Genomic DNA, 6,987 nt, shown 5'->3' with positions numbered 1-6,987 from the left:
GCAGGACCCGCCAGTTCGACGCGGAAGGCGGCTTCGTTCTCGCGGCGCTCACGCCGGCGGCTCAGATAGGGGTGCACCATGTTGCCCTGGATCGGACCCGGCCGCACGATCGCCACCTGCACCACCAGGTCGTAGAATTTCACCGGCATCAGGCGCGGCAGCATGGCCATCTGGGCCCGGCTCTCGACCTGGAACACGCCGAGCGAATCCGCCTTGCACAACATGCGGTAAACCGACCTACGCTCCTTGGGCACGCGCACCAGGTCGAGCTTCGGCCCATAGGCCTCCTCGATCATGCGGAAGCCGCGGCGGATGGCGCTCAGCATGCCCAGCGCCAGCACGTCGACCTTCATGATCTTCAGTTCGTCGATATCGTCCTTGTCCCATTCGATGAAGGTCCGGTCCTCCATGGCGGCGTTGCCCACGGGGACCGTCTCGATCAACGGCCCCTGGGTCAGGACATAGCCGCCGACGTGCTGGCTCAGGTGGCGGGGGAATTTGATCAATTCGGCGGTCAGCTCCAACGCCAGCCGCATGCGCGCGTCGTCGCGGCTGAGGCCGGTCCGGTCGACATGTTCGCCCTTCACCCCCTCGCCCCACGAACCCCAGACCGTATCGGCCATGCGCGCCGTGACGTCCTCGGTCAGCCCCATCGCCTTGCCGACGTCGCGGATGGCCGAACGGGGCCGATAGTGGATGATCGTCGCCACGATGGCCGCCCGGTCGCGACCGTAGCGGCGGTAGACGTACTGCATCACCTCCTCGCGCCGCTCGTGCTCGAAGTCGACATCGATGTCCGGCGGCTCGTCCCGGTCAGCCGACATGAAGCGCTCGATCAGCACGTCCTGCTCGGCCGGGTTCACATTGGTGACGCCGAGGCAGTAGCAGACGACCGAATTGGCCGCCGAACCGCGTCCCTGGCACAGGATCGGACGCTCCTGCGCCCTCGCCCAGGCGACGATGTCGTGCACGGTCAGGAAGTAGTTCGGGTACTTCAACTGCTTGATCAGCTTCAGCTCGGAGCGGATCGAGCGGCGGAGCTTTTCAGGCACGCCGTCTGGCCACCGCTCTTTCGCGCCCTTGAAGGTCAGGCGGATCAGCCGGCGCTGGGCCGTCCAGCCCTCCGGCACCGGTTCGTCCGGATACTGATAGCTGAGCTCGCGCAGCGAGAAGGTGCAGGCCCGCGCGACTTCCATGGTCCGCGCCAGCGCCGCCTCGTGGCCGCGGAACATCCGCGCCATCTGGGTCGCCGGCTTCAGACAGCGTTCGGCGTTGGCCTGCAGCCGACGGCCGGCCTTGTCGATGGTGGTCCCTTCGCGGATGCAGGTCAGCACGTCCTGCAGCATGCGGCGGTCGGGGTGGTGATAGAGCACGGCGTTGGTGGCGATCATCGGAGCGCCGGTCCGGTGCGCCATGGCGGCCAGCCGGTTGAGCCGCCGGCGATCGTCGCCGCGCCACAGGGGCGAGGCGGCCAGATAGAGAACGTCGGGCCAGGCGCGCCGCCACGCCGCCAGCCGGGCCTCGAACGCCGCGTCAGGGCGTTCAGGCGCCGGAACGAGGGCGATCATCCCCTCGCCCAGACTGACCGCCTGTTCGAAGCTGAGGCGGGTCTCGGCCTTCTCGATATGCCCGCCGTCGGGATCGGCGCCGGGCTGGGGCACGACCTCGCTCTTGCCCAGCGACAGCAGGCGGCACAATCGGCCGTAGGCGGCGCGGTCGCGGGGGAAGACGATCAACCCGGTCCCGTCGGTGAAGCCCAGCCGCGAGCCGATCACCAGCTGGACGCCGGCCGCCTCGGCCCCCATCAGCGCCCGCACCATGCCGGCCAGGGTGTTGCGATCGGCCACGCCGACGGCGGCCAGCCCCAGCGCCTTCGCCTGCGCCATCAGCTCGCCCGGATGGGACGCCCCTTCCAGGAAGCTGAAATTGGTCACGGCGCCGAGCTCGGCGTAGTCGCCGTTCCAGCCGCTCATGGCAGCACCCCGTGCATCCACCAGGTCGGCGCGCGCTCTTCCGACGCCCGGGCCGGGTCGCCGGTGTAGTCCCGACCGTACAGGCCTTCGCGGAACACCCAGTAGCGGCCGCCGTCCGCGTCCTCGAGGCAGTAGTAGTCGCGGGTGCGGGCCTTGCCGGTCCGCCACCATTCGGGAGCCAGGCGTTCGGGCCCTTCCGACCGGATCACCCGCCGTGGCGCGCGCCGCCAGGTGAAGCGGGCCGGCGCCCCGTCGGGCAGGTCGAACAGCGGGTCGTGGAGCGGTTCGGGCGGGTCCAGCAGCAGGATCGGACGGCGGCCGACGCCGCCCGGATCCGCTTCGACGCGGCGGCCCAGCGCGGGGCGCAGGCGCACGGCCCGCTCGGGAATCCAGCTGTCCACGGGTTCGGAGGTCAGCACCCGGTCCTCGCCCAGCCGCGCCGACAGCCGGTCGATCAGCGTGGCCAGGCTCTCGGTCTGTCCAGCCTCCGCCTCATTCTCCAGCGTCGTCTGACAGGCGGCGATCGGCTCGACCACGTCGGCGGTCAGCATCAGGGCGTCGAGGCCGAAGCCCAGTTCGAGCTGGCCCAGACCGGCCTCGCGGAACAGGCGCAGCCAGATGGCCGCGTCCCGGCCCGGCCGGCTCATGCGGACCGACAGGGCGGTCGTCCGTCCATCCGAGCGGAAGCCGGTCAGGGTCAGGGCCCGCGCCCCCTGCCCGTCGCGCTCCAGCGGACCGGCGAGATCGGCGGCCAGCTCCGGCAGCCGTCCCTCCACCCCCTCCAGATCGCCGATCGGCTCGGCCCAGGCCTCCCACGCCCGATAACGGGCCGGCGGACGGACCGGGACCAGGGCCTCGGCGGCATGGCCGAGCGCCTGATCCAGGCGTTTGACCAGATCGACCCCGCCGTCCTTGCGGAAGCGGCGGGCCAGCCCCGCCCGGGGCATAGGATACAGGTCGCCGATCCGCTTCAGGCCGAAGCGGCGGGCCTGCGTCAGGGTGCGGTCCTCGATCCGCAACGCCTCCACCGGCAGGGAAGCCAGCAGGTCGCGGACATTGTCCTCCGTGGCGATCGGGGCCTGCCCGTCCTCGCCGCCGCCCCAGCGCGCCAGCGCCCAGGCCGATCCGGGCGTGGGCGCCATGGCCACGCCGGCGGGAATGCCCGCCCCGGCCAGCCGCTCGCGGATCTGGCGCGCCAGGGCCGCCTCGCCGCCGAACAGGTGGGCCGCGCCGGTGACGTCGAGGAACAGGCCCTCCAGCCCCCCTTCGGACGAGTCGATACTGACCGAAGGGGACCAGCGCTCGGCCCATTCCGCCAACGCCTTCAGGGCCCGGGCGTCGGCGGCGAGGTCGGCCGGCTGACAGGCCAGATGCGGGATCATGGCCAGGGCGTCGGCCTGGGCCTGGCCCCGCCGGAGCCCGGCCGTGCGGGCGGCCGGATTCAGGGCGTGGATCACCGCCGCGCCCCGATTGTTCCTGAGGATCAGGGCGAAGGGGGTGCGGGGGTCGTGGACGGGCTCAGGCGGCGAGGCCGGACGGCGCGCCCGTTCCAGCGATCGACGGCGGACCGAGATCGGCCAGTCGATCAGCCAGACGGAGACGATGCGTCTCATCATCCTGCTCCAGCATCCAGGCGCCGGGCCGTTCGCCCCGCCCCCGCGTCAGTTCGGCGTGCAGGCGCGGCGGGCCGGGGGCCCGCTCGTCCTCCGGGTCCATGGCGCTGGCCCATGTCGAAATCCGCCAGCGGCGCCGGGCCGCGCTCAGTCCCTCCAGCCCGCGCGACAGGATCAGCCCCGTCGCCTCGCCCTGTCTGGCCGCGAAATCGAGCCGCCGCGTCTGGGCCAGCGTCGCCCCCTCGACCGCGCCCAGCCCCAGCGACACCGCGCCGGAACGCAGGCCCTGTTCCATGGCCCACAGGGCCTCGGCCAGGTTGGAGACCGGCGCGAGGATCAGGGGCAGGCCGGCCAGCCCGGGACCGTAGGGCCGCCCATACTCCACGAACCAGGCCCGGGGCGCCGTCATCAGCACCGGCCGGTCGTCGCCGTCCCGCCGCCGCCGCGACAGGGCGAACGCCACCGCCGCGCCCACGTCCCGGGGCGCGGGGGCGCACGCCTCCTCAAGGGACGCGGCGACCTCCGGGAACGGGTCCTGTGACAGGATGGGCGAAGGGGTCATGATCATTCAGACGCTGGATGTTCATTATTTGTTCCAGCCGGAACAGAGTCAAACCCGGAATCAAAATTCGGAGCTGGGGCGACGCCCTCGAGGAGGGTTCAGACTCAAAACAGGGTCTGAACAGTCTGAAGAGTCTGACCCGGCCGCTGTCGGAGGCAGGCTGTCGATGACCTCCAAGCGCACCCGGAAATTCTCCCTGAAGCGCCGCTACGGCGCGGCGCCCCTCACCGATTATCAAAGACCCGCGAGACCGGCGGCCCCGCCCACCCGACATGGGTCGGCCCGCCCGACAATCAAGGGCATCGTGAGAATATATTCCTGCCCACTCACCCCCTGCCGCACCTTCACCGTGGCGCGATCCGTGCTGCTCCCGCTCCCGACGGAGGCGCCATGCCTCAAAGAGGCACACCGAACGCATGCTTCCGCGCGAGATCACCGAGGGCGACTACCCCGCCATCCAGGCGCTGCACCGCAGCGTGGGCTGGCCCGAGCGGTCGATGGCCGGCTGGCGCTGGCTGCATGCCAATCCCGCCCGGCTGGAGACCGGCGCGCCCGCGGGCTGGGTGGTCGACGGTCCCGACGGAACACCCGCCGCCCATGCCGGAAACCTGATCCAGCGCTTCCGCCTCGGCGATCGGAGCCTGTATGGCGCAAGCGGCTTCTCGATCATCGTGTCTCCCGCAGCCCGCGGCTCCAGCCGGTCACTCCTGAAGGCCTTCGCCAGCCAGCCGGGCGTGTTCGCGCGCTATACCTTCAACGCCAACACCAAATCCCAGCCCCTGTACGTCCGCCATGGCATGAAGGCCTGGCCCGAACAGACCCACGCGCTCAAGCTCAGCTGGATCGTCAATCCGGTCCCGCTGGCGCTGGGTCGCCTGCTGCGCCGGCTGTACGATGTGGCGCCCCGCATCGTGTCCGGTCTGGGCGAGCAGCTGATGAACGACCGGCTGGGCCGCGCCGTCCGCCTGGCCCTGCCCCCGGGGGTCGGCCCGCTGACGGATTTCTCCGACACCTCGCCCTATGCCCGCTTCTGGGAGAGGCTGGCCACGGAGGGTCGCCTGCTGGCCGATCGCAGCCCGGAAGTTCAGCGCTGGCGGCTTCAGGACCCCGATCTGTCCATTCCGCCGCTGGCCCTGACCTTCGAGCGGGACGGCGCCGTCGTCGGCTACGCCATGGCCCTTATGGCCAAGTCGAACATCCTCGAGCCGCCGGTGCTCGAGATCATCGATCTGGAGACGCTTGAGGGCCACGCCGACGCCGCGCCCGCACTGCTGACCGCCCTCAGGCGCGCCGCCCGCGCCATGGGGGCCGCCAAGCTCCGGATGCAGACCGTCACGCCCTTCATGCTGCAAAGGCTGGGCGACCTGGCCGGCGCCGCCCGCCGGGAAGGCGGCTGGGGCCACTGTCACGTCCGGTTCCAGGAAGACGCGCCCGATCCGGCGCTATGGTCGCCGACGCCGTACGACGGCGACTACGCCGTCTGTTTGCGGCCCGTGCCGCTGGGGGAGGCGGTCCGGCGCGGGCATGCGGTCAGGGCCGCAGGGTCCGTGACCTCAAAGGCCTGAGCCGCGCGTCAGCCCTGCCGCCGCGCCTTCAGTTCGTCGCGGATTTCGGCCAGCAGGGCCTCGGTCGCCGTGGGAGCCGCGGGGGCCGCCTCGGGCGCGGCCGCCTGTTCGCGTCGCAGGCGGTTGACGCCCTTGACCAGCAGGAAGACCACGAAGGCGACGATCAGGAACTGGATCAGGGTGTTGATGAAGGCGCCATACTGGATGGCCACCTTCTCCACCGTCGGGGTGGCCGGATCCTCGGGCACGAGGACCCATTCGAGTTTGGAGAAATCGACCCTGCCGAGCAGCAGACCGATGGGAGGCATGATCACCTGATCGACCAGGCTGGTGACGATCTTGCCGAAGGACGCGCCGATGATGACTCCGACCGCCAGGTCGACGACGCTGCCTCGCGCCGCGAATTCCTTGAACTCTGTCAGCAATCCCAAGGTCAGCCGTCAGCGTTCAGCCGTTCACGCAGTTCCTTGCCGCTCTTGAAGAAGGGCACGGCCTTGGCGGGCACGTCGACCGTCTCTCCGGTGCGGGGATTGCGTCCGGCGCGGGCCGGTCGGCCGCGGACCGAAAAGGCGCCGAAACCGCGCAGCTCCACCCGGCCGCCGTCACCCAGCGACTCAACCATCCGGCCGAGCACGATGTTGACCACCCGCTCGACCTCGGCGTGGGTCAGGTGGGTGTTCTCGGCCGCGAGCTTCTCGATCAGTTCGGATTTGATCATGTCAGGCCCCCGCCCTCCAAAGCCCATCCCAGGGCCATACGGGTGCATCCGAAGTCGGAATGCAAGCCCACCCTAGCCTCCCCGTGCCGACGGCAAAAGGCCCGAGATCATAAATGACGGTTACCGGACGCTCGCGCCGGGGGCGGCGAGCCACGAAAAAGGGCGGCCGGATCGCTCCGGCCGCCCTCTTTCCTTGTGGCCTAACGCTCGCGACGCGGTCGCTCGCTGCCTGAGGCCGGGTCAGGCCTGACGCTCGCGACGCGGTCGCTCGCTGCCTGAGGCCTACTCCTTGGAACCGGCCTTCTCGCGCAGGGCGGCGCCGAGGATGTCGCCCAGCGAGGCGCCCGAATCCGAAGACCCGAACTGCTCGATGGCCGCGGCCTCGTCCTTCATTTCCAGCGCCTTGATCGACACCGAGACGCGGCGCGAGGCCTTGTCGATGCCGGTGACCATGGCGTCGACGCGGTCGCCGACCGAGAAGCGCTCGGTGCGCTGCTCGTTGCGGTCGCGGGACAGGTCGGACTTGCGGATGAAGGCGGTCGCCGGGGCGTCCTCT

The 6,987-nt window shown here is 70.7% G+C and carries 7 protein-coding genes; 1 reads left to right on the top strand and 6 read right to left on the bottom strand.

Annotated features, from left to right (window positions below):
- The 3 genes from VEB62_RS00410 to VEB62_RS00400 all read right to left on the bottom strand — a co-directional run.
- Positions 1 to 1,973 (bottom strand): PHP domain-containing protein (locus tag VEB62_RS00410; protein WP_324794388.1); only part of this gene is annotated, 1,973 nt, incomplete at its 3' end.
- Positions 1,970 to 3,586 (bottom strand): Y-family DNA polymerase, encoded by a 1,617-nt coding sequence (locus tag VEB62_RS00405; protein WP_324794386.1) that lies wholly within the window; start codon positions 3,584 to 3,586, stop codon positions 1,970 to 1,972. The genes VEB62_RS00405 and VEB62_RS00410, both read right to left, overlap by 4 nt.
- Positions 3,492 to 4,148: a hypothetical protein gene (locus VEB62_RS00400; protein WP_324794384.1), complete on the bottom strand. Its 657-nt coding sequence runs from the start codon at positions 4,146 to 4,148 to the stop codon at positions 3,492 to 3,494. The genes VEB62_RS00405 and VEB62_RS00400 overlap by 95 nt, the downstream gene beginning before the upstream one ends.
- A gap of 416 nt (positions 4,149 to 4,564) precedes the next feature.
- On the opposite strand from VEB62_RS00400, the gene VEB62_RS00395 reads away from it, so the two are divergent.
- A complete protein-coding gene (locus VEB62_RS00395) occupies positions 4,565 to 5,713 on the top strand; it encodes an N-acetyltransferase (protein ID WP_324794383.1) in 1,149 nt (382 codons plus the stop codon).
- An 8-nt stretch (positions 5,714 to 5,721) separates the two neighbouring features.
- Here the strand turns inward: VEB62_RS00395 and mscL are convergent, their stop codons facing one another.
- The 3 genes from mscL to VEB62_RS00380 form a co-directional block, all read right to left on the bottom strand.
- On the bottom strand, positions 5,722 to 6,144 hold the full coding sequence (gene mscL, locus VEB62_RS00390) for a large-conductance mechanosensitive channel protein MscL (protein WP_324794381.1): 423 nt from the start codon (positions 6,142 to 6,144) through the stop codon (positions 5,722 to 5,724).
- Positions 6,145 to 6,146: 2 nt separating this feature from the next.
- Positions 6,147 to 6,431, bottom strand: coding sequence for an integration host factor subunit beta (locus VEB62_RS00385; protein WP_324794379.1), 285 nt, complete (start codon positions 6,429 to 6,431; stop codon positions 6,147 to 6,149).
- Between the two features lie 282 nt (positions 6,432 to 6,713).
- The coding region (locus tag VEB62_RS00380) for a S1 RNA-binding domain-containing protein (protein WP_324794376.1) at positions 6,714 to 6,987 on the bottom strand (274 nt) is incomplete at its 5' end.

Source organism: Brevundimonas sp., assembly GCF_035626975.1.
Taxonomy (GTDB): domain Bacteria; phylum Pseudomonadota; class Alphaproteobacteria; order Caulobacterales; family Caulobacteraceae; genus Brevundimonas.
The sequence above is the reverse complement of the archived record's forward strand: the minus strand, read 5'-3'. Positions and strand labels throughout refer to the sequence as shown.